Source organism: Kitasatospora sp. NPDC038210 (assembly GCF_055600605.1).
In genome coordinates, this window is sequence record NZ_JBVJYK010000003.1 from 495,604 (window position 1) to 522,236 (window position 26,633).

General features: G+C 72.5%; 26 protein-coding genes. 14 read left to right on the plus strand and 12 right to left on the minus strand.

Annotated elements, in window-relative coordinates; all coding sequences use genetic code 11:
- Positions 1-65: 65 nt before the first annotated feature.
- Positions 66-821, minus strand: coding sequence for an SDR family oxidoreductase (locus ACZ7KX_RS08740; RefSeq protein ID WP_350519989.1), 756 nt, complete (start codon positions 819-821; stop codon positions 66-68).
- 113 nt (positions 822-934) lie between these two features.
- On the opposite strand from ACZ7KX_RS08740, the gene ACZ7KX_RS08745 reads away from it, so the two are divergent.
- From ACZ7KX_RS08745 to ACZ7KX_RS08780, 8 genes are all read left to right on the plus strand, one after another.
- Complete coding sequence (locus ACZ7KX_RS08745) at positions 935-2,524, plus strand: acyl-CoA mutase large subunit family protein (RefSeq protein ID WP_470325871.1); 1,590 nt, start codon at positions 935-937, stop codon at positions 2,522-2,524.
- Between the two features lie 212 nt (positions 2,525-2,736).
- Positions 2,737-3,990, plus strand: coding sequence for an amidohydrolase (locus ACZ7KX_RS08750; protein ID WP_350519991.1), 1,254 nt, complete (start codon positions 2,737-2,739; stop codon positions 3,988-3,990).
- 255 nt (positions 3,991-4,245) lie between these two features.
- Entirely contained in the window at positions 4,246-5,304 is a 1,059-nt protein-coding gene (locus tag ACZ7KX_RS08755; RefSeq protein ID WP_350626669.1) for a BMP family lipoprotein, read from the plus strand.
- Between the two features lie 50 nt (positions 5,305-5,354).
- Positions 5,355-7,175, plus strand: coding sequence for an ABC transporter ATP-binding protein (locus tag ACZ7KX_RS08760; RefSeq protein ID WP_470325872.1), 1,821 nt, complete (start codon positions 5,355-5,357; stop codon positions 7,173-7,175).
- Between the two features lie 3 nt (positions 7,176-7,178).
- Positions 7,179-8,333 (plus strand): ABC transporter permease, encoded by a 1,155-nt coding sequence (locus ACZ7KX_RS08765; protein WP_470325873.1) that lies wholly within the window; start codon positions 7,179-7,181, stop codon positions 8,331-8,333.
- Positions 8,330-9,595: an ABC transporter permease gene (locus ACZ7KX_RS08770; protein WP_470325874.1), complete on the plus strand. Its 1,266-nt coding sequence runs from the start codon at positions 8,330-8,332 to the stop codon at positions 9,593-9,595. Before ACZ7KX_RS08765 ends, ACZ7KX_RS08770 begins: the two co-directional genes overlap by 4 nt.
- Positions 9,592-9,984: a cytidine deaminase gene (locus tag ACZ7KX_RS08775; protein ID WP_470325875.1), complete on the plus strand. Its 393-nt coding sequence runs from the start codon at positions 9,592-9,594 to the stop codon at positions 9,982-9,984. Before ACZ7KX_RS08770 ends, ACZ7KX_RS08775 begins: the two co-directional genes overlap by 4 nt.
- A gap of 107 nt (positions 9,985-10,091) precedes the next feature.
- Positions 10,092-11,369 carry a thymidine phosphorylase gene (locus ACZ7KX_RS08780; protein ID WP_396551863.1) on the plus strand — a complete coding sequence of 426 codons (1,278 nt, stop codon included), beginning with the start codon at positions 10,092-10,094 and terminating at the stop codon, positions 11,367-11,369.
- Between the two features lie 30 nt (positions 11,370-11,399).
- Here the strand turns inward: ACZ7KX_RS08780 and ACZ7KX_RS08785 are convergent, their stop codons facing one another.
- Entirely contained in the window at positions 11,400-11,954 is a 555-nt protein-coding gene (locus ACZ7KX_RS08785) for a Uma2 family endonuclease (RefSeq protein WP_470325876.1), read from the minus strand.
- Between the two features lie 26 nt (positions 11,955-11,980).
- On the minus strand, positions 11,981-13,255 hold the full coding sequence (locus ACZ7KX_RS08790; RefSeq protein WP_470325877.1) for an MFS transporter: 1,275 nt from the start codon (positions 13,253-13,255) through the stop codon (positions 11,981-11,983).
- A gap of 100 nt (positions 13,256-13,355) precedes the next feature.
- On the opposite strand from ACZ7KX_RS08790, the gene ACZ7KX_RS08795 reads away from it, so the two are divergent.
- The 3 genes from ACZ7KX_RS08795 to ACZ7KX_RS08805 all read left to right on the plus strand — a co-directional run bounded on the left by ACZ7KX_RS08795 (position 13,356) and on the right by ACZ7KX_RS08805 (position 16,220).
- A complete protein-coding gene (locus ACZ7KX_RS08795; RefSeq protein ID WP_470325878.1) occupies positions 13,356-14,324 on the plus strand; it encodes a LysR family transcriptional regulator in 969 nt (322 codons plus the stop codon).
- A gap of 141 nt (positions 14,325-14,465) precedes the next feature.
- Positions 14,466-15,623, plus strand: a complete 1,158-nt coding sequence (locus tag ACZ7KX_RS08800; protein WP_470325879.1) for an adenosine deaminase — start codon at positions 14,466-14,468, stop codon at positions 15,621-15,623.
- A 225-nt stretch (positions 15,624-15,848) separates the two neighbouring features.
- Positions 15,849-16,220 carry an ATP-binding protein gene (locus ACZ7KX_RS08805; protein WP_396551859.1) on the plus strand — a complete coding sequence of 124 codons (372 nt, stop codon included), beginning with the start codon at positions 15,849-15,851 and terminating at the stop codon, positions 16,218-16,220.
- 109 nt (positions 16,221-16,329) lie between these two features.
- Here the strand turns inward: ACZ7KX_RS08805 and ACZ7KX_RS08810 are convergent, their stop codons facing one another.
- The gene (locus tag ACZ7KX_RS08810) at positions 16,330-16,515 is read right to left on the minus strand and encodes a PspC domain-containing protein (protein ID WP_360495264.1); all 186 of its coding nucleotides are present in this window, start codon (positions 16,513-16,515) and stop codon (positions 16,330-16,332) included.
- 360 nt (positions 16,516-16,875) lie between these two features.
- Between ACZ7KX_RS08810 and ACZ7KX_RS08815 the strand changes: the two genes are divergently transcribed.
- The gene (locus ACZ7KX_RS08815; RefSeq protein WP_470325880.1) at positions 16,876-18,240 is read left to right on the plus strand and encodes a hypothetical protein; all 1,365 of its coding nucleotides are present in this window, start codon (positions 16,876-16,878) and stop codon (positions 18,238-18,240) included.
- A 118-nt stretch (positions 18,241-18,358) separates the two neighbouring features.
- On the opposite strand, the gene ACZ7KX_RS08820 is transcribed toward ACZ7KX_RS08815, so the two are convergent.
- The gene (locus ACZ7KX_RS08820) at positions 18,359-18,874 is read right to left on the minus strand and encodes a hypothetical protein (RefSeq protein WP_470325881.1); all 516 of its coding nucleotides are present in this window, start codon (positions 18,872-18,874) and stop codon (positions 18,359-18,361) included.
- A 146-nt stretch (positions 18,875-19,020) separates the two neighbouring features.
- Between ACZ7KX_RS08820 and ACZ7KX_RS08825 the strand changes: the two genes are divergently transcribed.
- Complete coding sequence (locus tag ACZ7KX_RS08825; RefSeq protein ID WP_402803179.1) at positions 19,021-19,689, plus strand: PhzF family phenazine biosynthesis protein; 669 nt, start codon at positions 19,021-19,023, stop codon at positions 19,687-19,689.
- Here the strand turns inward: ACZ7KX_RS08825 and ACZ7KX_RS08830 are convergent.
- The 4 genes from ACZ7KX_RS08830 to ACZ7KX_RS08845 form a co-directional block, all read right to left on the minus strand.
- Positions 19,659-20,282, minus strand: coding sequence for a VanZ family protein (locus tag ACZ7KX_RS08830; RefSeq protein ID WP_470325882.1), 624 nt, complete (start codon positions 20,280-20,282; stop codon positions 19,659-19,661). The genes ACZ7KX_RS08825 and ACZ7KX_RS08830 overlap by 31 nt on opposite strands.
- Positions 20,283-20,362: 80 nt before the next feature.
- Complete coding sequence (locus ACZ7KX_RS08835; protein ID WP_470325883.1) at positions 20,363-20,683, minus strand: hypothetical protein; 321 nt, start codon at positions 20,681-20,683, stop codon at positions 20,363-20,365.
- Positions 20,680-22,227: an ATP-binding protein gene (locus tag ACZ7KX_RS08840; RefSeq protein WP_470325884.1), complete on the minus strand. Its 1,548-nt coding sequence runs from the start codon at positions 22,225-22,227 to the stop codon at positions 20,680-20,682. The genes ACZ7KX_RS08835 and ACZ7KX_RS08840 overlap by 4 nt, the downstream gene beginning before the upstream one ends.
- A 56-nt stretch (positions 22,228-22,283) precedes the next feature.
- Entirely contained in the window at positions 22,284-22,961 is a 678-nt protein-coding gene (locus ACZ7KX_RS08845) for a response regulator transcription factor (protein WP_030257458.1), read from the minus strand.
- A 279-nt stretch (positions 22,962-23,240) separates the two neighbouring features.
- Between ACZ7KX_RS08845 and ACZ7KX_RS08850 the strand changes: the two genes are divergently transcribed.
- Positions 23,241-24,215: a SigE family RNA polymerase sigma factor gene (locus tag ACZ7KX_RS08850; RefSeq protein WP_470325928.1), complete on the plus strand. Its 975-nt coding sequence runs from the start codon at positions 23,241-23,243 to the stop codon at positions 24,213-24,215.
- Positions 24,216-24,392: 177 nt separating this feature from the next.
- Here ACZ7KX_RS08850 and ACZ7KX_RS08855 read toward each other — a convergent pair whose 3' ends face one another.
- The 3 genes from ACZ7KX_RS08855 to ACZ7KX_RS08865 all read right to left on the minus strand — a co-directional run bounded on the left by ACZ7KX_RS08855 (position 24,393) and on the right by ACZ7KX_RS08865 (position 26,633).
- Positions 24,393-25,031 (minus strand): ATP-binding protein, encoded by a 639-nt coding sequence (locus ACZ7KX_RS08855; RefSeq protein WP_470325885.1) that lies wholly within the window; start codon positions 25,029-25,031, stop codon positions 24,393-24,395.
- Positions 25,032-25,078: 47 nt separating this feature from the next.
- A complete protein-coding gene (locus tag ACZ7KX_RS08860; RefSeq protein WP_470325886.1) occupies positions 25,079-25,480 on the minus strand; it encodes a hypothetical protein in 402 nt (133 codons plus the stop codon).
- Between the two features lie 247 nt (positions 25,481-25,727).
- Positions 25,728-26,633 (minus strand): aldehyde dehydrogenase family protein, encoded by a 906-nt coding sequence (locus ACZ7KX_RS08865; protein ID WP_470325887.1) that lies wholly within the window; start codon positions 26,631-26,633, stop codon positions 25,728-25,730.

Below are 26,633 nucleotides of genomic sequence, written 5' to 3' on the forward strand. Positions count from 1 at the left end.
ACGTGTGTACCACCGGGTGGTGACGCGTTCGACCAGGGGCCCCGGGGCCGCCCGCCCGGCCCGGATCAGCTCCGGTGGACCTTGTGGTTGGCGGCCTGCGCCCGGGGGCGGACCACCAGCAGGTCGATGTTCACGTGCGAGGGCCGGGTGACCGTCCAGGCCACGGTGTCGGCGATGTCCTCGGACGTCAGCGGCTCGGCCACGCCCGCGTACACCGCGGCCGCCTTCTCCTCGTCGCCGCGGAAACGGGTGACCGCGAAGCCCTCGGACTTCACCATGCCGGGCGCGATCTCGATCACCCGGATCGGCTCCCCGCACAGCTCCAGCCGCAGCGTGGCCGCGATGGTGTGCGCGGCGTGCTTGGCGGCGACGTACCCGCCGCCGCCCTCGTACGCGGCCAGCGCGGCGGTCGAGGAGAGCACCAGCACCGTGCCGTCGCCGGTGGCCCGCAGGGCCGGCAGCAGCGCCTGCGTCACGTGCAGCACGCCGAGCACGTTCACCTCGTACATGGCCCGCCAGTCGGCCGGGTCGCCGTGCTCGACCGTCTCGGCGCCGATCGCGCCGCCCGCGTTGTTCACCAGGACGTCCACCCGGCCGACCTCGGCGGCGAAGGCGTCCACGGCGGCCCGGTCGGTGACGTCCACGGTGACCGCCCGCGCCGAACCGCCCCGGTCGGTGATCTCCTTGGCCAGCGCCTCGATCCGCTCGGTGCGGCGGGCGGTCAGCACCACGTCGAATCCCTCGGCCGCCAGCCGGCGGGCGGTCGCCGCGCCGATTCCGCTGCTGGCACCGGTGACCACGGCCACCTTCTGCTCGGTCATTGCCACTCCCTGGGGCTCATCGGTCGTTCACCCGATCATCTCAACCGCGTCGGCGCCCCGGCGGGCAGGCCATAGATTGCGAGGACAGCGCCCGCCGATCCCTGGAGGGACCCATGGCAGCCGAGCCGCGCCGCGCCGAGTCGGGCTTCGACGTCGAACCGCTGTACGGCCCCGAGGCACTGGCCGGCTGGGACCCCGGCGCCCGGCTGGGACGCCCGGGGGAGTACCCGTACACCCGGGGCGTCTACCCGACCATGTACACCGGCCGCCCCTGGACGATGCGCCAGTACGCGGGCTTCGGCACCGCCGCCGAGTCCAACGCCCGCTACCGGCAGCTGATCGCGGGCGGCGGCACCGGCCTGTCGGTCGCCTTCGACCTGCCGACCCAGATGGGCTACGACTCGGACGCCCCGCTCGCGGCCGGGGAGGTCGGCAAGGTGGGGGTGGCGGTGGACAGCGTCGAGGACATGGCGGTGCTGTTCGACGGCATCCCGCTCGGCGAGGTGTCCACCTCGATGACCATCAACGCGCCCGCCGCCCTGCTGCTGCTCCTCTACCAGCTGGTCGGGGAGGCCCGGGGCGTCGCGCCGGCGTCGCTCACCGGCACCGTCCAGAACGACGTGCTGAAGGAGTACATCGCCCGCGGCACGTACATCTTCCCGCCGCAGCCCTCGCTGCGGCTGGTCGCCGACCTGTTCCGGTACTGCCGCGCCGAGATCCCGCGCTGGAACACCATCTCCATCTCCGGCTACCACATGGCCGAGGCCGGGGCCGATCCCGCGCAGGAGATCGCCTTCACCCTGGCCAACGGCATCGCCTACGTCCGCACCGCGATCGCCGCCGGGATGGCCGTGGACGACTTCGCCCCCAGGCTCTCGTTCTTCTTCGTGGCCCGCACGACGCTCCTGGAGGAAGTGGCCAAGTTCCGGGCCGCACGCAGGATTTGGGCCAGAATCATGCGAGAGGAGTTCGGTGCGCGGGACCCGCGCTCGCAGATGCTGCGCTTCCACACCCAGACCGCCGGGGTGCAGCTCACGGCCCAGCAGCCCGAGGTCAACCTGGCCAGGGTCACCGTGCAGGCGCTCGCCGCGGTGTTCGGCGGCACCCAGTCGCTGCACACGAACGGCTACGACGAGGCGATCGCGCTGCCCACCGAGAAGGCCGCCAGGCTCGCCCTGCGCACCCAGCAGGTGCTCGCCCACGAGACCGACGTGACCGCCACGGTCGACCCCTTCGCCGGGTCGTACGCCGTCGAGTCGCTCACCGACGGGGTGGAGGCCGCCGCGCTGGCCCTGATGGCCCGGATCGAGGACCGGGGCGGTGCGGTGGCCGCGATCGAGCAGGGCTTCCAGAAGGCCGAGATCGAGCGCACCGCCTACCGCGTCCAGCAGGAGACCGACTCCGGCGAGCGGACCGTGGTCGGCGTCAACCGCTTCAGGGCGGACACGGAGGAGCCGTACCAGCCGCTGCGGGTGGACGCGTCGATCGAGCGGCAGCAGGCCGGGCGGCTGGCCCGGCTGCGGGCCGAGCGCTCCGCCGGCGCCGTCACCCGGGCGCTGGACGGGCTGCGCCGCACGGCCGAGGGGACGGGGAACGTGCTGTACCCGATGAAGGAGGCACTGGCCGCCCGGGCCACCGTCGGAGAGGTGTGCGACGCGCTGCGCGGCGTGTGGGGGACGTACGCCCCGGTGGAGCGCTTCTGAGCACCGCCTGAACGGACGTCAACGTCCGGGTGCCGTCAAGGAAGTGGCGGCCGTGACCACCGGCCCGGGTGATCGTTGCACAGGGCAAGCGACCCGGGGAAGGCGGCTGAAACGAGATGTCATACCCACCTGTCCGGCCGGTATGCGCCCATCCGGGGACTAATTTTCCGGAAGTCGGGCCAAAACCCCCCAGCAGGCCTACGATTGGCGAGATGAACCGTCCTGAGCCCACTCAGCCGGGCGCCACTCTCGCTGCCGCACGCCCCGCCGCCGACCTGCGCGACCGGGTGGGGGCGCTGGAGCCCGAGCTGATCGCCTTCCGCCGTGATCTGCACCGGCACCCGGAGCTTGGCCGCCAGGAGTTCCGCACCACCGGGCTGCTGCGCGACCGGCTGGTGGCGGCCGGACTCGAACCCCGGGTGCTGCCGGGCGGCACCGGCCTGCTCGTCGACATCGTCCCGGCCGGAACCGCCCCGGGCGCCGAGTTCCTGGCCTTCCGCGCCGACATCGACGCACTCCCGATCGACGACGCCAAGACCGACGTGCCGTACCGCTCGACCGTCCCCGGCCGGGCCCACGCCTGCGGCCACGACGTGCACACCGCGGTGGTGCTCGGCGCCGGACTGGTGCTGGCCGAGGCCGCCCGCACCGGCGAGCTGCGCCGCCCGGTCCGGCTGGTCTTCCAGCCGGCCGAGGAGGTCATGCCGGGCGGGGCGCTGGACGTGATCAAGGCCCGCGGGATGGACGGCGTCGGCCGGATCTTCGCGGTGCACTGCGACCCGAAGGTGGAGGTCGGCCGGATCGCCCTGCGCACCGGCGCGATCACCTCGGCCTGCGACCGCCTGGTGCTGCACCTGGACGGCCCCGGCGGGCACACCGCCCGCCCGCACCTGACCACCGACCTGGTGACCGCGGTGGCCCGGATGGCCGCCGACCTGCCCGGCGCCCTGGCCCGCCGGATGGACCCGCGCTGGGGCGTCAGCCTGGTCTGGGGCCGCATCGCCTCCGGCTCCGCGCCCAACGTCATCCCGCAGCACGCCGAGCTGGAGGGCACCGTCCGCTGCCTGGAGCTGGACGGCTGGCGCGAGGCGCCGGACCTGCTGCACGAGCTGATCGCCAAGCTCAGCGAGACCTACCGGGCCAAGTGGACGCTGGACTACCACCGCGGGGTGCCGCCGGTGGTCAACGAGGCGGTCTCGGTCGCCCTGCTGGACGAGGTGATGAACGCGCGGTTCGGCCGGGACGGCCGGCAGGTGGTGGAGGGCACCGAGCAGAGCCTCGGCGGGGAGGACTTCTCCTGGTACCTGGAGCACGCCCCGGGCGCGCTGGCCCGCCTCGGCGTCCGCGCCCCCGGTGACACCACCGTCCGCGACCTGCACCAGGGACGCTTCGACGTGGACGAGCGGGCGATCGGCATCGGGGCCGAGCTGTTCGCGGCGCTGGCACTGGGGGCGGACGGCCACTGAGGGCGCGGCCGCGGGGCGGCAGCCGACACGTGGGCGGTTTGTCGGGATTCGGGGTTCGGTGGCGGTTCCGTAAACTGGGCCCCACCAACCTCGGACCACCGTCCGTGTCACGGGAAAGGGCCTCGGGATGGGCCTCAGACCACGGTTTGATAACAACCCGAATGCTCTGGCACCCCGTAACACAACCGTGTTCTACGCGCGTTACGGTGGCGTCCGACCACGCCAAACGGTTGCGTGTTAGAAGGAGATACTCCCTTGCGCCGTTCAATGAAGCTCGCCGCGGTTGTGCTCTCGGGTTCCCTGGGCATGGCCTCGCTCGCCGCTTGCGGCGCAAAGAGCAACGACACCACCTCCTCCTCCGGCTCCGGCGACGGTTCGCTGAAGGTCGGTATGGCCTACGACATCGGCGGCCGTGGCGACCAGTCGTTCAACGACTCCGCCGCCCGTGGTCTCGACAAGGCCAAGTCCGACCTCGGTGTCTCCGTCACCGAGGCCGAGGCCAAGCAGGGCGAGGCCGAGGCCGACAAGGAGACCCGCCTCAAGAACCTGGTCGACGCCGGCTACAAGACCATCATCGCGGTCGGCTTCGTCTACCAGCCGGCGGTCAACAAGGTCGCCAAGGACAACCCGAACGTCAAGTTCGCGATCATCGACTCGAACGACAAGGACCAGCCGGCCAACGTCACCTCGCTGCTCTTCGCCGAGCAGGAGGGTTCGTACCTGGCCGGTGTCGCCGCCGCGAACAAGTCGAAGGCCCACCACATCGGCTTCATCGGTGGTGTGCAGTCCGAGCTGATCAAGAAGTTCGAGGCCGGTTACAAGGCGGGCGCCAAGTCCGTGGACCCGAACATCCAGATCGAGACCACGTACCTCACCACCCCGCCGGACTTCTCGGGCTTCTCCTCCCCCGACAAGGGCAAGGAGGCCGCCCAGGGCCAGCTCGACAAGGGCGCGGACGTCATCTACGCCGCCGCCGGTTCCTCCGGCAACGGCTCGATCGAGGCCGTCGCCAACGCCGGCAAGCTGGCCATCGGTGTCGACTCCGACCAGGCCAGCCAGCCGGCCCTGGCGAAGTACAAGAACAGCATCCTGACCTCGATGGTCAAGAACGTCGACAACGCGGTGTACTCGTACATCGACTCGGTCAAGAAGGGCCAGAACCCGACCGGGATCAAGCTCTTCGACCTGAAGGCCGACGGTGTCTCGCTCGCCACCACCGGCGGCAAGATCGACGACATCCAGTCGCAGCTGAAGGCCGCCGCCGACGCCATCAAGAGCGGCGCCACCACCATCCCGACCGCGCCGGCCCAGTAAGGTCCGCGCGTCCCGGACGTGACAACGCCTGCCGCCTGCCCGGCAGAGCGATGATCGACACAGGCACGGGAGGGGCCCGGCAGGGTGCGCTCAACGCGCACCCCCGGGCCCCGTTCCGTCCCCACGTTTCCCCACCTTGGCCCTCCCAGCGCAACGACGCGCCTCCAGACCACCAGGAGATCGCCATCACCGCATCCGACCCCGTCCCCCTGCGCAAGGACGGCACCCCCAGCGCGGGGACGGCGACAACGGCCGTCGAGCTGCGCGGCATCACCAAGCGCTTCCCCGGTGTCGTGGCCAACCACGACATCAACCTCACCGTCCGCACCGGCACCGTGCACGCCCTGATGGGTGAGAACGGCGCCGGCAAGTCGACGCTGATGAAGATCCTCTACGGCATGCAGAAGCCGGACGAGGGCACCATCGCGATCAACGGCGAGCTGTGCGAGTTCAACACGCCCGGCGACGCGATCGAGCGCGGCATCGGCATGGTGCACCAGCACTTCATGCTCGCCGACAACCTCACCGTGTGGGAGAACGTCGTCCTCGGCGGCGAGAAGATCCACGGCATCGGTGCCAAGGCGAAGGCGAAGATCAAGGAGATCTCCGACCAGTACGGCCTGGGCGTGCGCCCGGACGCCCTGGTCGAGGACCTCGGCGTCGCCGACCGCCAGCGCGTCGAGATCCTCAAGGTGCTCTACCGCGGCGCCAAGATCCTGATCCTCGACGAGCCCACGGCCGTCCTCGTCCCGCAGGAGGTCGACGCGCTGTTCGACAACCTGCGCGAGCTCAAGTCCGAGGGCGTCACCGTCATCTTCATCTCGCACAAGCTGCACGAGGTGCTGGCGGTGGCCGACGCGATCAGCGTCATCCGGCGCGGCACCACGGTCGGCGACGCCGACCCCAAGGCCGTCACCGCCCGGCAGCTCGCCGAGATGATGGTCGGCGCCGAGCTGCCCTCCCCGGAGAGCCGCGAGTCGACCGTCACCACGGACGAGATGCTCGACGTGAAGGACCTGCGGATCGCCAAGACCGACGCCGAGGGCATCGAGCGCGTCGTCCTGGACGACATCTCGCTGCGCATCCACAAGGGCGAGATCCTCGGCATCGCCGGCGTCGAGGGCAACGGCCAGGCCGAACTGGTCGAGGCCATCATGGGCATGCTGCCGCTGGACGGCGGCACCGTCACCCTGGACGGCAAGGACCTCTCCGGCACCCTGACCCGGTCCCGCCGCGAGGCCGGCATCGGCTACATCCCCGAGGACCGCCACAAGCACGGCCTGCTGCTGGAGGCCCCGCTCTGGGAGAACCGCATCCTCGGTCACGTCACCGAGGCGCCCAACTCCACGGGCGTGCTGCTGAACCCGGCCGGCGCGCGGGTGGACACCCAGCGGATCGTCGAGGAGTTCGACGTCCGCACCCCCGGCATCGAGGTCACCGCGGCCTCGCTCTCCGGCGGCAACCAGCAGAAGCTGATCATCGGCCGCGAGATGAGCCACCAGCCCAAGCTGCTGATCGCCGCGCACCCCACCCGCGGTGTCGACGTCGGCGCGCAGGCCCAGATCTGGGAGCACATCCGGGTCGCCCAGCGGGCCGGCCTCGCCGTCCTGCTGATCTCCGCGGACCTGGACGAGCTGATCGGGCTCTCCGACACCATCCGGGTCATCTACCGCGGCCGCCTGGTCGCCGACGCCGACCCGGCCACCGTGACCGCCGAGGACCTGGGCACCGCGATGACCGGTGCCGCCAGCGGCCACATCGAGTCCGAGCCGGAGGCCGTCGCCGAGGCGCACGCCGTCGCTGCCGAGGGCACCCAGGCCGAGGGCACCGACCCGTCCGACACCGCCGACGACCCGCAGGCGGGGGAGTAACACATGACCAGTCCCAACCCTGCTGCCAAGCCCAGCCTGGCGCAGCGGATCAGCGGTGAGCGGATCGTGCTCGCACTGGCGGCGCCGGTGCTCGCGGTCCTGCTCTCCGTCGCGATCTGCTCCGTCCTGCTGGCGACCTCGGGCAAGAACCCGTTCGACGCGTGGAACGTGATGATCACGTTCGCCACCAAGTCGGACGGCCAGGTGCTGATTCTCAACCGCTCCACCACCTACTACCTGGCCGCCGCGGCCGCCGCGTTCGGGTTCCGGATGAACCTGTTCAACATCGGCGTCGAGGGCCAGTACAAGGTCGCGGCGCTGTTCGCGGCCTACATCGGCGCGCAGGTCGACCTGCCGGCCTTCATCCAGATCCCGCTGCTGCTGGTCACCGCCATGCTGGTCGGCGGCCTGTACGCGAGCATCGCCGGTCTGCTGAAGGTCTTCCGCGGCGTCAGCGAGGTCATCTCGACCATCATGCTGAACGCCATCGCGATCGCGATCGTCGGTCTGCTGCTCGTCCCGGGCGTCTTCGCGCCGAAGGTGAGCGGCACCAGCAACTCGATCCAGACCGAGCCGATCTCGCAGTCGAGCCACTTCTTCGCGATCCAGACGGACGGCGGCCCGCTCTGGGGCTTCATCTTCATCGCCGTCCTGGTCGGTGTGCTCTTCCAGTTCGTGCTGACCCGCACCCGCTTCGGCTTCGACCTGCGCGCCACCGGCCGCTCGGAGTCCGCCGCGACCGCGTCCGGCGTGAACGTCAAGCGCATGATCATCATCTCGATGGTGGTCTCCGGTGCGATCGCCGGTCTGATCGGCCTGCCCGAGCTGCTGCAGAACTCCTTCTACTACGGGCAGACCTTCCAGCCCGGCCTGGGCTTCCTGGGCATCTCGATCGCCCTGCTGGGCCGCAACAGCCCGATCGGCATGGCCTTCGCGGCGCTGCTGTTCGCCTTCCTGGACGCCACCGGCTCCCAGCTGCCGCTCCAGGGCGGCTTCCCGTCCGAGATCGTCTCGGTCATGGAGGGCACCATCGTCATCTGCGTCGTCGTCGCGTACGAGCTGGTGCGCCGCTACGGCCTGACCCGCCAGCAGAAGCGGGTCGGCGAGCAGCTCGCCGCCCAGCTCGCGGCCGCTGAGAAGAAGGAGGTGTCGGCGTGAGCACGGCTACCGCTGCTCGTCCCAAGGCGCCCGGCGCGCCTGCGAAGAAGCACAAGCTGTCCTGGCCGGTCGTCCTGCTGCTGATCGCGGGCGCCCTGGTGCTGTTCTCCGCCGTGGGCATGGCCACCGGCAACCACTCGCTGACCTCCTCCGGTCAGGTCACCGCCGCGCTCAGCGCCGCCGTGCCGATCGGCATGGCCGGTCTCGGCGGTCTCTGGTCCGAGCGGGCCGGTGTGGTCAACATCGGCCTCGAAGGCATGATGGTCGCCGGCACCTTCTGCGGCGCCTGGGTCGGCTACCTCGTCAACCCGTGGGTCGGCCTGCTGGCCGGCATGGCGGGCGGCGCGCTCGGCGGTCTGCTGCACGCGATCATCACCGTCACGTTCGGCGTCGACCACATCGTCTCCGGCGTCGGCATCAACCTGCTGATCCCCGGCATCTGCGCGTACGTCAACCGGATCTACTACAAGGACTACGTCTCGGTCGGCGCCGGCCAGAACCAGTCCCCGCCGGCGGACCCGCTGCCCTACATCACGGTTCCGGGGCTGTCCTCGGGCCTGAAGGACATCGAGGCCCACCACTGGTTCTTCGTCTCGGACGTCGCGGGCGTGCTCGCCGGCCTGGTCACCAACATCTCTGTGGTCGTCGTCCTGGCCGCCGCGCTGATCGTGGTCACCTACTTCGTGCTCTGGCGCACGGTGTTCGGCCTGCGACTGCGCTCCTGCGGTGAGAACCCGACCGCCGCCGAGTCGCTGGGCGTCAACGTCTACAAGTACAAGTACATCGCGGTCATCGCCTCCGGCGCCTTCGCGGGCCTCGGCGGTGCGTACCTCTCGCTGGTCGCCGCGCACTTCTACAAGGACGGCCAGACCCTCGGCCGAGGCTTCATCGGTCTCGCCGCGATGATCTTCGGCAACTGGATGCCCGGCGGTCTCGCCATGGGCGCCGGCCTGTTCGGCTTCACCGACAGCCTCCAGCTGCGCGACCCGGGTTCGGTGCACGTGCTGCTCCTGACCGTGGGCATCGCGATGGTGCTGCTCGCCCTGTGGCAGCTCTACCGGCGCAAGTACGTCTCGACGGTGATCTCGCTCGTCGTCGCCGGCGGCATGATCGCCTGGTACTCGCTGACCGACGAGGTGCAGCGTCCGCTGATCGTCGCCACGCCGTACGTGATCACCCTGGTGGTGCTCTCGCTGGCCTCGCAGCGCCTGCGCCCGCCGAAGGCCGACGGCCAGATCTACCGCAAGGGCCAGGGCAAGTGACCGCCCCCGTGATCGACTGGGAGCGGCTGCGCGAGGCGGCGCGCGAGGCGATGGGCCACGCGTACGCCCCGTACAGCAAGTTCCCGGTCGGTGCGGCCGCGCTGGTGGACGACGGTCGGGTGGTCACCGGCTGCAACGTCGAGAACGCCTCGTACGGGCTCGGGCTGTGCGCCGAGTGCGGGCTGGTGTCCGCGCTGCACGCCACCGGCGGCGGGCGGCTGACCGCGTTCACCTGCGTGGACGGTGCCGGTGAGCTGCTGATGCCGTGCGGGCGCTGCCGCCAGCTGCTGTACGAGCACGGCGGACCGGACCTGCTGGTCGAGCTGGCCTCGGGCGTCAAGCCGATGAGCGAGGTCCTGCCCGACGCGTTCGGGCCGGAGCGGCTCTAGCCTCTCTGTTTGTTACGCGCGTAGAGTGTCGCGAGTGGGCCGGAACCCGGTCATCTCGCGGCACTCTTCGCATTTCATGCCTTTCTGAAACCCCTCTTGGAGCACGCATGGACGCCATCTCCGTCATCAGGACCAAGCGCGACCGCGGAGAGCTGAGCGACGCTCAGATCGACTGGGTCATCGACGCCTACACCCGCGGCGAGGTCGCCGACGAGCAGATGTCCGCCCTGGCCATGGCGATCCTGCTGAACGGCATGCAGCCGCGCGAGATCAGCCGCTGGACCGACGCCATGATCCGCTCCGGCGTCCGGATGGACTTCTCCTCGCTGCCGCTGCCCACCAGCGACAAGCACTCCACGGGCGGCGTCGGCGACAAGATCACCCTCCCGCTCGCCCCGCTGGTCGCCGCCTGCGGCGCCGCCGTCCCGCAGCTCTCCGGCCGCGGCCTCGGCCACACCGGCGGCACCCTGGACAAGCTGGAGTCCATCCCCGGCTGGCGCGCCCTGCTGTCCAACGACGAGATGATGGACGTGCTGCGCGACGCGGGCGCGGTCATCTGCGCGGCCGGCGACGGCCTCGCCCCGGCCGACAAGAAGCTGTACGCGCTGCGCGACGTCACCGGCACCGTCGAGGCGATCCCGCTGATCGCCTCCTCGATCATGTCCAAGAAGATCGCCGAGGGCACCGGCGCGCTCGTCCTGGACGTCAAGGTCGGCTCCGGCGCGTTCATGAAGAACATCGACGACGCCCGCGAACTCGCCCGCACCATGGTGGGCCTGGGCACCACCGCCGGGGTCAACACCGTCGCGCTGCTCACCGACATGTCCACCCCGCTCGGCCTCACCGCCGGAAACGCGCTGGAGGTCCGCGAGTCGGTCGAGGTGCTGGCCGGCGGCGGCCCGGCCGACGTCGTGGAGCTGACCCTCGCGCTCGCCCGCGAGATGCTCGCCGCGGCCGGCGTGCACGGCAAGGACCCGGCGGACGCGCTGCGCGACGGCTCCGCGATGGACCACTGGCGCCGCATGATCGCCGCCCAGGGCGGCGACGTGGACGCCCCGCTCCCGGTCGCCCGCGAGCAGCACGTCATCCCCGCGCCGGCCTCCGGCGTGCTCACCGAGCTCGACGCGTACGCCGTCGGCGTCTGCGCCTGGCGCCTGGGCGCCGGCCGCGCCCGCAAGGAGGACCCGGTGCAGGCCGGGGCCGGCGTCGAGATGCACGCCAAGCCGGGTGACACCGTCGTGGCCGGCCAGCCCCTGCTGACCCTCCACACCGACACCCCGGAGCGCTACGACTACGCCATCGAGGCCCTGGCCGGCGGCATCACCGTCGCCCCCGAGGGCACGGCGTTCACCCCGAACCCGATCGTGCTGGACCGCATCGCCTGAGCGGCGTGAGGTCTGCTCACGTACGCCGGATCAGGCGTACGTGAGCAGACCACTGGTGTCGAGTGCCCAAGGACCGATGGTGACCTTGTCGCCGAAGACGAACTTCTCACGGGAGCAGTAGTCGAGGTCCGAGTACAGGACTCCGGTGCCCGTGCGGGGGTCGACGATCAGGTAGTAGGGGATGCCCATCGCCGAATAGTCCCGGACCTTGTCGCGGTAGTCGTTCTCGGGGTTCGACTTGGAGACGACCTCCACGGCCAGGAGTACGTCGTGGGGGAGCACCGCGGACTGTTCACTCTCCAGAAGTGCTTCAGGGAAGACCATCAGGTCCGGGTTGCGCAGCCTGCCGAGTCCGGCATCCTCCAGATCGGCACCGTGGTAGGCGATGTGGCCCGGATGTGTGGTCGGCAACTGGGCGTTGAGCTGACGGGCGATGCGCAACACCGCGAGCTCGTGCCGCATGACCGGCGACATCATCATGACGATCTCGCCGCCGGCGATCTCGACCTTCCCTATCCCCGGCACCTTCGGCAGTTGATCCGCGATCTCGCGGAGCCGGGCGTACGCAGCAGGATCGGTGCTCATGCTCCGGAGTCTATCGACGGCCGCTGTCAAGCGTCCGCGACCGCTCGCGTCGTGGTACGGGCCCGGCGGGTGGCGTAGAGGGTGACGGTGGTGGCGAGGGTCATGGCGGTGAGGCCGACGGCGGCGGCGCCGGGCCAGCCGGTGGCGTGGTAGGCGTCGGCGCCGAGGGTGCCGCCGAGGCTGTTGCCGAGGTAGTAGGCGATCAGGTAGAGCGCGGAGGCCTGGGCGCGGCCCTCGGTGGCGGTGCGGCCGACCGCCGAGGAGGCGGTGGCGTGGCCGGCGAAGAAGCCCGCGGTGATCAGGACCAGGCCGAGCAGCGCGCAGAGCAGGGAGTCGGCGAGGGAGAGCAGCAGGCCGGCCGCGGTGACACCGATGGCGACGTACAGGGCGCCGCGGCGGCCCAGCCGGCCGGAGAGGCGGCCGGCCGCGGCGGAGGTGCCGGTGCCGACCAGGTAGACCACGAAGATCGAGGCGGCGATCGATTCGGGCAGGTGGAACGGCGCGGAGATCAGCCGGTAGCCGACGGTGTTGTAGACCGCGCCGAACACGGCCATGAACAGCATCCCGAGCGCGTACAGCCGGACCAGCAGCGGGTTGCGCAGGTGCCGTCCGACGGTGCGGGCGAGCGCGCGGGCGTCCACCGGGGCGGGGGTGAAGTGCCGGGCGGCGGGGATCAGCAGCCGGAACACGAGCGTGGCGAGCAGGGCGAGGACGGCGGAGGCGGCGAGGCCCCAGCGCCAGCCGAGGGCGGCGGCGGTCCAGCCGGAGAGCAGCCGGCCGCCCATGCCGCCGATGCTGTTGCCGGCCACGTACAGGCCCATCGCGGAGGCCAGGGCGCTGGGGTGGACCTCCTCGGCGAGGTAGGCCATGGCGGTGGCCGGGAGCCCGGCGAGGGCGGCGCCCTGGAGGACCCGCAGGACGACGAGGGTGGTCAGGTCCGGTGCGAAGGGCAGGGCGAGGGCGAGGACGGAGGCGGCGAGGGTGGAGGCCGTCATCACGGCGGTGCGGCCGTACCTGTCGGAGAGCGCGCTCGCCGGGAGCAGTCCGAGGGCGAGGCCGAGGGTGGCGGCGGAGGCCGTCCAGCTGGCCTGGCCGGGGGTGAGGTCGAGGTCGGCCGAGAGGACCGGCAGCAGGCCCTGGGTGGAGTAGAGCAGGACGAAGGTCGCGACCCCGGCGGCGAACAGGGCGAGGTTGGCGCGGCGGAAGGCGGGCCGTCCGGGGCGGAGGCGGTCGTCCGGGGCGGTGGCGGTGGCGGGGGCATCCGGGGCGGGCACGGATGCCCTGGTACTTGAGGGCTGCATGCCGTTGACCGTAGGCCTGGTGTCGTTGATGCGTCCAATGCATGAAGCAGGCATGATCGATGCACTGGCGTATGAGTCGAGGTGTCGAGGTGGTGACGGGATGGCCGGGCCGGAGCCGGTGGACGGCGGGGAGCAGCGGTACCGGGCGGCCGAGTTGGGGCCGGACGAGCCGGCCGTCCTGCTGGCGCCCCGGCTGGCGCAGTTCGCGGCGGTGGCCCGGCTGGAGCACGTGACGCAGGCGGCCGCGGTGCTCGGGGTGCCGCAGCCGACGCTGTCGCGCGCGGTGGCGCGCCTGGAGGAGGAGCTGGGGGTGGAGCTGCTGGCCCGTCAGGGCCGTACGGTCCGGCTGACCAGGGCGGGCCGGCTGCTGCTGGCCTCGGTGGAGCGGGCGCTGGCCGAGGTCGAGCGGGGCGCGCAGGCGGCCAGGGCGGAGGCGGACCCGGAGGCGGGGCTGGTCGCCTTCGGCTTCCTGCACACGATGGGGCCGGACGCGGTTCCGGCGCTGCTGCGCGGCTTCCGCGCGGCGCACCCCCGGGTGCGGTTCCAGCTGGTGCAGGACTACGGCGGGGCGATGCTGGAGCGGCTGCGGGCCGGTGAGCTGGACCTCTGCCTGGTGGCGCCGCTGCCGGAGGAACCGGCGTTCACCGCCCGCCCGTTGGACGAGCAGCGCCTGCACCTGGTCGTCCCGGCGGACCACCGGCTGGCCGGGCGCCGGCGGATCCGGCTGGCGGAGGTGGCCGAGGAGCCGTTCGTCGGGCTGGAGCAGGGGTACGGGCTGCGCGCGATCACGGACGGCTTCTGCGCGGAGGCCGGGTTCGTCCCCCGGCTGGCGTTCGAGGGGGAGGAGGCCGAGACGCTGCGCGGGCTGGTGGCGGCCGGGCTCGGGGTGGCGCTGCTGCCGCCGGCCCTGGTGCCGCGGCCCGGGGTGGTGGAGCTGGAGGTGACGGCGCCGCGCCCCCGGCGGGCGGTCGGGCTGGCCTGGGCGGCGGGGCGGCCGCTGACGCCGCCGGCGAAGGCGTTCCGGGACTTCGTGCTGTCCCGGCGCGGACGGCTGCTCCAGCACGACTGAAACCGCCGTCGCGGTATTCCGGAACGGCCAGGGCGGTTTGGCGGATCCTATGGACCGGTCGGTGGAATTCCGGGCGGAGTTTGGACCATTCGGTGGTGTTCACAGTGGTGGGTCTACGCGCGTAGGGGCTATATTTCCGCAATGGAGAAGCAGATCCCCGTCACCACCGCGGGCACCGGCCCGCGCATCCCCACCGCCGACCAGATCCGCCGCGCGCCCAAGGTCCTGCTGCACGACCACCTGGACGGCGGGCTGCGTCCGGAGACCGTCGTCGAGCTGGCCGCCGCCGTCGGCTACGAGGGGCTCCCCACCACCGACGTCAAGGAACTCGGTGAGTGGTTCCGCGAGGCCGCCGACTCCGGCTCGCTGGTCCGCTACCTGGAGACCTTCGCGCACACCTGCGCCGTGATGCAGACCCGCGAGGCCCTGATCAAGGTCGCCGCCGACTGCGCCGAGGACCTCGCCGCCGACGGCGTCGTGTACGCCGAGGTCCGGTACGCCCCCGAACAGCACCTGGAGGGCGGCCTGACCCTCGACGAGGTCGTCGAGGCCGTCCAGGAGGGCTTCCGCCTGGGCGAGGCCAACGCCCGCGAGGCCGGCCACCGGATCCGCATCGGCACCCTGATCACCGCGATGCGGCACGCCGCCCGCTCGCAGGAGATCGCCGAACTGGCCAACCGCCACCGGGACTCGGGCGTCGTCGGCTTCGACATCGCCGGTGCCGAGGCCGGCTACCCCCCCACCCGCCACCAGGCCGCCTTCGACTACCTCAAGGGCGAGAACAACCACTTCACCATCCACGCGGGCGAGGCCTTCGGCCTGCCGTCGATCTGGGAGGCCCTGCAGTGCTGCGGCGCCGACCGGCTCGGCCACGGCGTGCGGATCGTCGACGACATCACGGTGAACGAGGACGGCAGCGTCGAGCTCGGCCGACTGGCCGCGTACGTGCGCGACAAGCGCATCCCGCTGGAGATGTGCCCCACCTCCAACCTCCAGACCGCGGCGGCCACCTCGTACGCCGAGCACCCGATCGGGCTGCTCAGCCGGCTGAAGTTCCGGGTCACGGTGAACACCGACAACCGGCTCATGAGCGGCACCAGCATGAGCCAGGAGTTCGGGCACCTGGTCGAGGCCTTCGGCTACACCCTGGGCGACATGGAGTGGTTCACCGTGAACGCCATGAAGTCCGCGTTCCTGCCCTTCGACGAGCGACTGGCGATGATCAGCGACGTGATCAAGCCCGGCTACGCCGAGCTGAAGGCCGAGTGGCTGTTCAGCGCGGGCACCGGCGGCAACTGAGCCGTAGCGCTGACGCGCTCCTTTCGGTCGGATGAACGGCCTTCTTCCACAAGGAAGTTGGCGTTCATCCGACTACTCACTCGGGTGAGTGAACGCTCCTTGGTTCTTGCGCGACCGGCTCACTACGGTGTGCCAGTCATTGCCGACCAGGCACGGTGGCGGCCTCCCGTCCGCCGGAAGCCGTACGCGTCGTCGGCCTCCGACGAGGACCCAAGGGGACGAACCATGAAGCAGGCTCTCAAGGCCGCCGGCACCGCGGCGCTCGGCATCGCCATCGCGGCGGTCGGCGCCGGCACCGCCTCCGCCGACGCCGCCCCGGCGCCCGGCGGCCTCGGGCTGCCCACCGGCGCGGTGACGAACCCCGCGGTGACCGGGGCGGTCACCGACACCGCCGCCAAGCTGCCGGGCGGCGACAAGGTCACCGGCACGCTGGGCACCCTCGCCCCGAGCGTCGGCCACGCCGCCCCGGCCGCCGAGGCCCCGCTCGCCGGCGTCACCCAGCAGCGCGCCGCCGTGCCCTCCGTCCCGGGTCTCGACAAGACCCCCCTCGGCGGGCTGACCGGCGCCCTTCCGGGCCTGCCGGGCCTGGGCGGCTGATTCCGCAGGCGCCGACACACGGACGGGCCGCCCGCCCCGGAGCACCGGGGCGGGCGGCCCGTCCGCGTTCCGCCGTGACGGCTCACGGCTCACGCTCGCGGCCGACGGCTCACGGCTCCTGGGGGAGGAGCAGCCAGAGGGCGAGGTAGAGCAGGAACTGCGGGCCGGGCAGCAGGCAGGACAGCAGGAAGATCAGCCGGACGGTCCACGGGGTCAGCCCGAAGCGGGCGGCGATCCCGGCGCAGACGCCGGCGATGACGCGGTTGTGGCGGGGACGGGCAAGGCGCGCGCTCATGGTGTACTCCTGATCTGGTCCGCACGGTGCGACCCGGTCCGGCCGGTCCGGCGGGCGTACTTCCATGCTCCGCCGTCGCCGGCGCGAAAGCCTCCGCCCGGCAGGTGATTCCGCACCCCGAACGTTCACCGGGGAGGCGTAGCCGGACGTCGGGGTCGTCCTCAGGGTGACCCTGAGGACCACCGCCCTCCGGCCCGGGCCGAATGCCCCGTGACCTCCCGCCGCGGGCGCGTGGAATGGGATCGATATGATGCCGCAGTCGCTGTTGGCCGGGGGGCGGAACATCGGCGCGCCATCGCCAGGAAATGGCCTCTCACGCAAGCGATTTCACGTTCTGTTGGGCTCTGTCCGAATTCTCTCGTGAGGTTGACATTGCGCATTCCACAGCGCAGCTTCCTGGCCGCGACCGCCGCCGTCACCCTGGCCTCCGGCCTGGCCGTCGTCGAGGCCCCGGCCGTCCTCGCCGCCCCGGGGGCCGTCGCGGCCACCCAGGGCGCCCAGGCCCAGCCCTCGCCGGTCACCGTCGCCCTCGGCGGCCTGCCCGGCACCGTCAAGGCGGGCGGCGCGCCGGTGGAGTTCACCGTGACGCTCAGGAACACCGCCGACCACCAGATGGACGTGCCCGCGTCCTCCGTCGTCATCGGCGACACCGGTACCGCCACGAAGCCGAGCCAGTTCACGCTGCAGTACCGGTCGCCCGGCGGCACGCAGTGGCAGGACGCCAAGGTGCGGGCCACGAACAGCGGCGGCCTCTGGGACCTCGACCAGCCCGCCCAGCTGCACCTGGCGCCCGGTACCGAGGCCGTCTACCGGCTGCGGCTCACCGTCGCCGCCGACACCCCGGCGGGCCGGGTGACGCCCGGGTTCAGCGCCGTCGTCTCGGACCCCGCCCTGCCGCCGGAGCAGCGGGTCTCCTCCGCGATCGGCTTCTCGGACCTGGTCATCGCCCCGGCGGTCACGCCGACGACCGCGGCGCCCAGGCCCGCCGCCACGGCGGACGTCAGGCTCGACGGCGTGCCCGCCGCCTTCACGGCGGGTGGCGAGGCGAAGGCGTTCAGGCTGGTCTTCGCCAACACCAGCGGCAAGGACCTCCGCATCCTGCCCGCGATCGTCTTCCGGGGGGCGACCGAGCTCCCCTCCGAGACCGTCGGGTTCGAGTTCAGGACGGCCGGCGGGGCCTGGCTGGAGGGGACCCCGGCCGGCAGCTCGGAGCACCCCGGCTGGCTCTACCTGGGGCTGCGCACCGGTGACAGGAGCGCCGACGTGATGGCGCTGGCGAAGGGCGAGACCCGGACGATCGACGTCCGGCTGTCCTTCACCAGGGACACCCCGGCCATGGCCCAGTCCCTGGCGGCCCTCGCGGGCAGCCTGCCCGGCGAGGGCGAGAGCGGGAACGAGGCGTCCAGCCCGAAGGCCGACTTCACGATCGTGGCCGCGGCGGGCTCCACCGCGACGCCGGTGCCCACCGTGTCGGCCACCCCGACGCCGACCGCGTCGGCGCCGTCCGCCGTCGCGGTCGTCCCGGTCGTCCAGACCACCAGCGCGGCGCCGAGCCCGGCGGCCGGCCTCCCGCAGGTGGTCACCCCCGCGGCACCGACCCCGGAGACCCGGCTGGCCTCCACCGGCGGCGGCCCCAGCTCCGCGCCGATGGCGATCACCGGTGCGGTCGCGATAGCCCTCGGCGTGGGCACCCTGGTCGTGGCGCGCCGCCGCAGGAACGGGTAGGGACGCCCACGGGCGGCACCGGGGAGCGACCCCGCGGACGCCGGAAGGCCCGTCCGTCACCCGCTGCAGAGCGGTGACGGACGGGCCTTCCGACGTTCGTACGACGGGTGCGTCCGGATCAGCCGGCCGGGTGCGGCGGCTGGGCCGGCGGCGCGGGCTGCGCGTACGGGTTGTCCGCCACCGGCTGCGGCGGGACGCCCGGCTGGTACGGCGCGCCCGGCTGCGGGGCGTTGGGGTTGAACGGGGCCTGCGGGGCGTTGGGGTTGAACGGGGCCTGCGGCGCGTTCGGGTTGTACGGCGCCTGCGGGGCGTTCGGGTTGAACGCGGCGGCCTGCGGGGCCGGGTGGTTCTTGGCGTTGCTGCGCTCGACGATCGCCTTCACGGAACCGGCGATCAGCGCGACCGGCAGGATGAACACCTTGAAGAAGATGTAGTACGTGCCGCCCTCGAAGACGAACGCGAGGTAGTAGGCGTACCCCAGGAAACCGAGGGCGACCACGACGTTGAGGATCCGCAGGCCGACCTTCAGCCCGCCGGCGAAGGCCCCGAGGAGCAGCATGAGGACGCCGCTGAGCGCCAGCAGGACGACGTACCAGGAGAACAGCGGTTCGGCGCTGAAGTCGAGATTGTTCACGGGGGGTTTCCTGTGGGAGGGAAGAAACAACGGCGGAACCGTTTGGGGACGAGAGCGCACAGTACTGGAGGCGGCTGACATTCGTCGCGGCCTTTACGTCACGGTGTCGTTGCGCTCTGCCGAAGCGGCAATTGACGAGGTGGGAAATGACTGAGTATGAGGTGCTGCGGGTCTTTTGCGGACCTGACGGCCGGTACGGGAACGAGCTCGGTGTGGTGCGGGACGGCGCCGCCGTCCCGGAGCGCGCCGACCGGCAGCGGATCGCGCACGAACTCGGCTTCAGTGAGACGGTGTTCGTCGACGACCCGGAGCGCGGGGAGATCGACATCTTCACCCCGACGCTGCGTCTGCCGTTCGCCGGCCACCCGTGCGTGGGCGCCGCCTGGCTGCTCGGGGTGGACCGGCTGGTCACGGCCGCCGGCGTGGTGGGCGTGCGGCGCGCGGACGGGGTGACCCGGATCGAGGCCCGGCCGCAGTGGGCCCCGCCGCGGACGCTGCGGCAGTACGGATCGGTGGCCGAGGTGGAGGCGCTGGAGGTGCCCCCGCCGGGGGAGTGGATCTACGCCTGGGCCTGGCAGGACGAGGCGGCCGGCACCGTCCGGGCGCGGGCCTTCCCCGGGCGCGGCGACGGGATCGACGAGGACGAGGCGACCGGGGCGGCCGCCCTGCTGCTGACCGCGCGGCTCGGCCGGGCGCTGACCGTGACCCAGGGCCGGGGCTCGCAGCTGCTGACCGGGTTGCGCCCGGGCGGGCTGGTCGAGGTGGGCGGTCGGGTGGCGCCGGTTCAGCGGACGGGCGGCGTCGGCTCCGCGTAGGCGCGCGGACGCGCGACGGACGGCCGGGGGGCGGGCGCGACGGCGGCCACCCGGCCGACGGCGGTCACCGGCGGGACGGCCAGGACGGACACCCGGGGCGCCCGCGGCCGACGCTCCCGCAGCAGGTGCCGCAGGCCGGGGACCAGCGCGACGTGCGTGGTGGCCACACCGATCACGGCGAACAGGATGTGGTCCACGTTGAGGACGTGCCCCGGCGTCCAGGAGGACAGGAACTCCAGCCCGGTCGCCAGCAGCGCGGAGACGCCGGTGGTGCGCAGGAAGGACGGCAGCCAGGGGGCCCGCAGGCGCCCGCCGGCCAGCGGCAGCAGGACACCGAGCGGGGCCAGCAGCAGCAGCTCGCCGACCACCTGCCAGCCGGTGGAGGAGCGCAGCGAGGCCAGCGGCGTCAGGTTGGCGTCGTACACCCACGCCACCGGAAGCGGTCTCAGCACCACCCAGAGCACCAGCGCCAGGTACAGGGCCAGGCCCGTCAGTCCGGCCAGCCGGAGGGAACGGTGGACGGCCGCCGCCGGGCTGCTCTCGGTCCCCGCGCCGGAACGCTCCTCGCGTGTCCTGGTGCCATGTCGCTGCACGGGGGGAAGGACGTGAGCCGGTGGCACGGCGGTTCCACGTCGGGCGTGAACATTCCCGAACGCGCCCCCGCCGCCCTCCGCTACTTGCAGGGCGCGGCCGTCGGCACCGCGCTGAACGCGTTGTCCGGCGGCGGGCTGCCGGGCACCACCGGCGTGGGCGACGGGCTCGGGCTCGCGGCGCCCTTGGCGGCGCCGCGGGCCGCGGTCACGGCCGGTGCGGGGCCGGGCGGGGTGGCCAGCGCGGTGGGTATGTGCGGGGTGGTCGGGCACGCCGTCCGGCTGGCCGGGGCGCCGGCGTCGACCGGTACGGCGGTCGGCCGGATGCCGCAGCCGGAAGCCAGCGCGAGCAGGAGCAGTGCGCCGGCGGTGCGGCGCAGGGCGGTGCGGGTGGGGGCGGTCACGTGGCGTCCTTGTCCTCGACGGCGTCGCGCGCGGGGCCGTCCTCGGCCCCGCCCGCGGACGGCGGAGGCGGTGGCGTCAGCGGCAGTGTCAGGGTGAACACCGCGCCGACCTCCCCGTTCGCCGCCGTGATCGTCCCCCCGTGAATCTGCGCGTTGGCCATCGCGATCGACAGCCCCAGGCCGCTGCCCTCCGAGCGGGCCCGCCCCCGGTCCGCCTTGTAGAAGCGGTCGAAGACGTGCGGCAGCACGTCCTCCGGGATGCCCGGGCCGCTGTCGCTGACCTCGACCACCACCGAGTCCTCGGACTGCCGGACCCTGACCCGCACCGGCGAGCCGCCGTGCTTGAGCGCGTTGCCGATCAGGTTGGCGAAGACCACGTCGAGTCGGCGCGGGTCGACCACGGCCAGGATGCCGCGCGGGGCGTCCACCTCGACCGCGTCGTACCAGGCACGCCCGTCGATGCAGGACATGATCAGGTCGGAGATGTCCATCTCGTCGGCGACCAGCTTGGCGGTGCCGGCGTCGAAGCGGGTCACCTCCATCAGGTTCTCCACCAGGTCGGACAGCCGCCGGGTCTCGCTGACCACCAGCCGGACGGCCGGCTCGATCATCGGGTCCAGCGATTCGGCCTCGTCCTCCAGGATGTCGGTGACGGCGGTCATCGCGGTCAGCGGGGTGCGCAGCTCGTGCGACATGTCGGCCACGAACCGCCGGCTCTGCGCCTCGCGCGCGCTCAGCTCCTCGACCTGCTCGTGGAGCTGCTCCGCGGTCCGGTTGAAGGTCCGCGCCAGATCGGCGAGTTCGTCGGCGCCGTCGACTTCGAGCCGGGTGTCCAGGTGCCCCTCGCCGAGCCGCCGGGCCGCGTCGCCGAGCCGCTTGACCGGCCGCAGCACGGTGGCCGAGGCGGCCTGGGCGAGCAGCGCCGAGCCGATCAGTGCGAGCAGGGTGGCGATCGCCAGCGACCAGCCCAGGGTGTTCAGGTCGGCCCGCTCGTTCTCCAACGACTTGAACATGTACGCCGTCGGGCCGTTCGGCACCACCTTGGTGCCGCCGATCACGAACGGCCGGCCCTCCAGGTTCTGCCGCTGCCAGTACAGGTGGTACGGGTACGGGTTGCTCTCGGTGACCTCGCGCGGCTTGGCGACCGTGGACTGCAGCGCGGCCGGCACGTCGGCCAGCGTGAAGCGCGTCGGATCGGAGGAGGCCGCGGGGCACTCCGGGTGCGCCGGGTCGACCACCACGACGTCGTAACTGAGGCCGGAGCTGGCCACGTTGGAGGCCAGCGTGGCCAGCTCCGGGCAGGCCGCGTTCAGCGGCAGCTCGGAGACGTTGCGGCTGAGCGAGACCCGGAAGTCGTTCAGCGCGGTGTCCTGGGCACGCTTGAGCACCGCGTCGCGGTTCAGCCAGTACGCGATGCCGGAGGCCGAAACGGCGGCGAGCAGCGCGACCGCCGCGAACACCGCGATCAGCCGAACGCGCAGGGAGCGCAGCCGTCGCCACCGGCCCGCCGGGAAACGCCGGGCAGTCGTCTGATGGTCAGTCACAAGAGCCTGTCGTGGTACGGGAGGTCAGCGGTCGGAGGGCAGGGGCAGGGGAGGGCTCAGGCCGGCGGGTCCAGCCGGTAGCCCACCCCGCGCACGGTGCGGATCAGCGTCGGCGCGGACGGCACGTCCTCGACCTTGGCCCGCAGCCGCTGCACGCAGGCGTCCACCAGGCGCGAGTCGCCGAGGTAGTCGTGCTCCCAGACCAGCCGCAGCAGCTGCTGGCGGGAGAGCGCCTGCCCGGGGCGGCGGCTGAGCTCCAGCAGCAGTCGCAGCTCGGTCGGGGTGAGCTGGAGGTCCTGTCCGTCCTTGGTGACGGTCATCGCCGCGCGGTCGATCACCACGCTGCCGTACGCGGAGGAGTCCGAGCTCTCCCGCTCGCCGCGCCGCAGCACCGCCCGGATCCGGGCGTCCAGCACGCGCGGCTGCACCGGTTTGACCACGTAGTCGTCGGCGCCGGACTCCAGGCCCACCACCACGTCGATGTCGTCCGAGCGTGCGGTCAGCAGGATGATCGGCAGCTGGTCGGTGCGCCGGATCCGGCGGCACACCTCGAAGCCGTCGATCCCGGGCAACATGACGTCCAGCACGATCAGGTCGGGCCGCTGCTCCTTGAAGAGCCTCAGACCGTCCTCGCCGGAGGCGGCGGTGGCCACGCGGTGGCCCTGGCGGGTGAGGGCGAGTTCGAGGCCGGTCCGGATGGCGTCGTCGTCCTCGATGAGTAGGAGGAAAGGCACGGCCCCATTTTGGCCCACCCGCAGCCCCGAATCACCCCCCGGACCGCTCACGGACCGTACGGGAACCGGAAGGACCGCCACCGGCGTCCGGTACGGAGGGAGGCGGACCGGGACGAAAGGCCCCCGCCTGTGACACCCCTGTGACAGTCGGCGGACAGCGCCATCACAACCGGCGGGCAGGATTTTCCATGTCGCCGCAGGACAGCGGGCCGGAAGGCCGGCTGGAGGGCGGCTACCGGAACCGCTCGTACCGATCCAAGGGGGCGCACGATGACCGCCATGCTTCAGACCCGGACCAACCCGGCTGTCCGCACCGCGCGTTCGTCAGCGACCACCCACCGGACCCGGTACGAGGTCAGGACCGACGAGAACTCCGGTGCCGTGACCGTACGGGGGTGCGCGCACAGCACCGGTGGAAACCCTGTCGCCCGCCGGGTGAGCGGCGGAGGCAGGACGGGGGAGCTGTACGGGATCGGCCGACTGGGGAGTTCGGTCGACTCCGGCACCACCCTGACGCTGCGGGGGATCCTCCCCGTCCGCGTCGAGGGCAAGGAGGCCCCCGGGGGGAACCGGGGGGCCGGGGGGAACGGTCTGCGGACGGTCGGCTCGGGGGAGTCGGCAGGTCGCGAGGCCGCCGGTGCGACGCTGCTGCGGTTGAACCCCGCCGCGGCCCGCACCACCGAGGCCGGACAGGGAGGCGCGCAGGGGGAGCACTCGGCCGCCGCGGAGGACCACATCACGGAGTTCACCGCGTACGTGCGCGAGCGCCGCGCCTCCCTGTACGCCACGGCGTACCACCTCACCGGTGACCGCTACGAGGCCGAGGACCTGCTGCAGAGCGCGCTCTTCAGCACCTACCGGGCCTGGGGCCGGATCACCGACAAGGCCGCGGTCGGGGGTTACCTCCGCCGCACCATGACCAACCTGCACATCTCCGCCTGGCGGCGCCGCAAGGTCAACGAGTACCCGACCGAGGAGCTGCCGGAGACGGCCGGCGACACCGACGCGATGGGCGGCACCGAGCTGCGCACCGTGCTCTGGCAGGCGCTGGCGAAGCTGCCGGAGAACCAGCGGACCATGCTGGTGCTGCGGTACTACGAGGGCAAGACGGACCCGGAGATCGCCGACGTGCTGGGGATCAGCGTCGGCACCGTCAAGAGCAGCATCTGGCGCGCCCTGCGCCGGCTGCGCGACGACGAGCACCTGAACAAGTCGGGCGACACCGTCCGGGCGTTCGGCGAGCTGGTCGCGTAACGAGGACTCCCGTCGGGGGACGGGAATCGGACGGTCACGGTCCGGGGACAGCGGCTCGGGGGAGCATGTCCGTGGGGGAGCCGAGGACCGTTCGGAAAGGCGACGGGCCCGGTGCGGGGGAGACGCACCGGGCCCGTCGTCGTGCTGTCCGTGCCGCCGCGGCGGCTGCGGGCCGGCTCAGGCGGCGGAGAGCTCGGCCGGCCGGGCCGCGGTGCGGATCCTCCGCTCGGCCTCCGGTCCGGCGCAGGCGTGCGAGCCGAGGGCGACCTGCCGCCCGACGATGGACCGCTCGGCCCGCATCAGCCGGAAGCCGCGGCGCAGCAGCACCGGCAGCGACTTGCGGCCCTCCCGGACGTCCCGGCGCAGCCGGCGCCAGGCCGTGGTGAGCGCGCCGTTGCGCAGGCACAGGGCGTCGCCGAGCAGGCCTTCCTCGGCACACTCGGTGGTGATCTCGGCGGCGAAGATGCCCTCCGCGATGAAGGCGCCGGCGCCGTCCAGGTCCAGGGTGCGGGTGCCGACCCGGCCGTTGTCCGGGATCGAGTACACCGGGACGTCCGTGCGGCCGTGCTCGTACAGGGCGCGGATGGCGGCGACGGCCTGGTCGCGGTGCCAGGCCAGCGGGGAGTCCCAGTCGACGGCGCCGTCCGGCAGCCGCGGCAGCGTGGGGTCGTCCCCGTCCTTGTAGAAGTCGTCGAGCTGGAGCACGGGCAGTCCGCTGCGCTCGGCGAGCGAGGACTTCCCCGACCCGGAGGGTCCGGAGAGCAGGATCACCCGGGCATGCGCGGACGGTGCGGGGTTCATGGGGGAGTCACTCACGGGACACCAGTCTGACGCATCCCGGCCCGTTGCCGAAACCGGTCGGTTCAGACCTTCTGCTGCGACTTCGGGTCGGCGAGGGCGACGTGGACCACCGGCAGGTAGCGGCTGTCGACCTGGAGGTGGACCGGGTCCGCGGCGCCGGGCGGCAGATAGGCGGTGGCGGCCCAGTCCTGGCTGTGCCAGGTGTCGGGCTCGGGCTCGTGGAAGGTTCCCCCGGTGGGCAGTTCGAGCCGGTCGGCGCCGCGCGGGACGAAGGCTGCGGTGCCGGCCCCGGGCGTGAGGTGCAGGGTGCCGTTGACGTACTCGGTCCGTCGGCCGGTCCGCGCCGAGCAGGGCACCCGGACCGGCCGCCCGGCGGCCAGCCGGCGCGTGGTGCGGGCCACGTGGTACCTGCGGTACAGGCCGTCCGCGAACAGTGCCGTCAGCTCGCCGATGAACTCGCCCATGCGCCCCCCTCGATCGCCCCGTCACCGCGATCCTCGCCGGACCGGACGGGTGCGCGGGAGCGCCGAAAGTCGGCGGCGCGGGTGACGAAAGTCGACGGAACGGCGGTGGAGGGGTGCCGGAACACCGACGGACCCGCGCCAGGGGGGGAGAGGCGCGGGTCCGTCCAATGACCGTCCGGGCCCTGGGGGGGAGAGGGCACTGGGGACGGCCAGTCTGTGGAGTTGTCGCCCCGAGGGGCGGGGTGGGTCAGATACCCATCGGGTGCCAGACCGTCTTCGTCTCCAGGAAGGAGAGTAGCCGGTCCGTACCGGGCGCATTGGTCCAGTCCTGGGCGAACGGGTCCAGCTCCGGACGGACCACCCGCTTCAGGGTATCCGCGGCGGACGCTTCCAGCGCCTGCGCCGCGCCGGGGCCGTCGGAGGCGATGGCCCCGGTGAGGTCCAGCGCGTTGACGTCCTGGTGCGAGGCCAGGGTCGGGGCGATGTCGGCGGTCCGGCCCGAGATGATGTTGACCACGCCGCCCGGGACGTCCGAGGTGGCGAGCACCTCGCCCAGCGACAGCGCGGGCAGCGGGGCGTCCGCGGCGGCCGCGACCACGACCGTGTTGCCGGTGGCGATCGCCGGGGCGATCACCGAGACCAGGCCGAGCAGCGAGTGCCCGTAGCCGGCCTGCGGCGCGACGATCCCGACCACGCCGGTCGGCTCCGGGGTCGACAGGTTGAAGTACGGACCGGCGACCGGGTTGGCGCCGCCCGAGATCTGGGCGACCTTGTCGGTCCAGCCCGCGTACCAGACCCAGCGGTCGATCGCGGCGTCCACCAGCGCGGCGGCCTTCTTCGGGCCGATGCCCTCGGAGAGGGCGACCTCGGCGGCGAACTGCTCGCGGCGGCCCTGCAGCATCTCGGCCACCCGGTACAGCACCTGGCCGCGGTTGTACGCGGTGGTGCCGGCCCAGCCCTTGACCGCGGCGCGGGCGGCCAGGACGGCGTCCCGGGTGTCCTTGCGGGTGCCCAGCGGGGCGTTGGCGAGCCAGTCGCCCTTCGAGTCCGTCACCTCGTACACCCGCCCGCTCTCGGACCGCGGGAACTTCCCGCCGACGTACAGCTTGTAGGTCTTGAGGACGTCAAGACGCGCGAAGGTCGTGTCAGACAT